General features: G+C 42.9%; 1 protein-coding gene. It reads right to left on the bottom strand.

Going from position 1 to position 926, the window contains the following annotated elements; translation table 11 throughout:
- Positions 1 to 926 (bottom strand): hypothetical protein (locus tag CH364_RS18720; protein WP_165782921.1); only part of this gene is annotated, 926 nt, incomplete at both ends.

Here is a 926-nt window from a genome sequence, read left to right as displayed (position 1 = left end):
ATCTCGTTGTATTTTTCCTTCATCTTAAGGATAGGATAGAACTGGTTGAAGTGGTGAGTTCCGAAGGCTCCTCCCACTGTAGGTCCTACCAAATAACCGGAGTTCTTCGCCGATTCCATCATGGCTTCTTTGCCTTTGGCATCAGCTGAGTTAAACTCAAACATCTTTTGAGGATCAGTCGTGAACTGCATCATGGCTGACTGGGCTGCTTGGGCGACTTTCGCCATTGCTTTAGGGTCAAGGAGTGTAAAACCAACTTCACGGTTCTCTGACTTCTCGGGATCATATGTCAGTTTGAAGTCGGTTTGCATTTGGTTACGAGCCAGTCTCACCATCATTGTGAGTTCTGCACTCGCTGGACCATTTTTCCCTTGCAAAGATTGGTAATCGGTTAGGTCCCATTCCTTTCCATTGGAATCTTTGACGGTTGGCAATTTGTCCGGTTTGATATATAAGAAAGAAGAAAAGGTTGGGAGTATTTGATAGGATGGATTTCCCATCTTATCTACAGCAGATCTCACATACCCTGGTCCCATCTTGATAAAGTTATCCTGCAATAATTGCATCGTTAACTGTTCATCTAGGGCTTTGTTTTGTTCGGCGATCGTTGCTTCAAAGGTAAGTGGCAAAGACCAAAGGGAATCTAATGTTTGAAGGACTGCCATTTGTTTACTGCGGTCTTCCATCTCCTTTGTCATCGACTTCATCTTCTCTACATTGGATTCGTCGTATTTGGATTTTTGTAGTTCATCTACAAAGAACTGAACATCCGCATACATCCCTTGTTCTAACATACGATTGTCTAGAACTTGGGGTTTGCTATTCATGATGGTGTTTAAGATTTTATTGGCATTGTTTTGGAGAAGGACTGCGTTCGGAGCACTTCCCATATTAGCGATGGTTTTTTGGATCTCAGCATACACTTG

Source organism: Leptospira harrisiae (genome assembly GCF_002811945.1).
Classification (GTDB): Bacteria; Spirochaetota; Leptospiria; order Leptospirales; family Leptospiraceae; genus Leptospira_A; species Leptospira_A harrisiae.
This window is presented reverse-complemented; position numbering and strand designations above follow the sequence as displayed.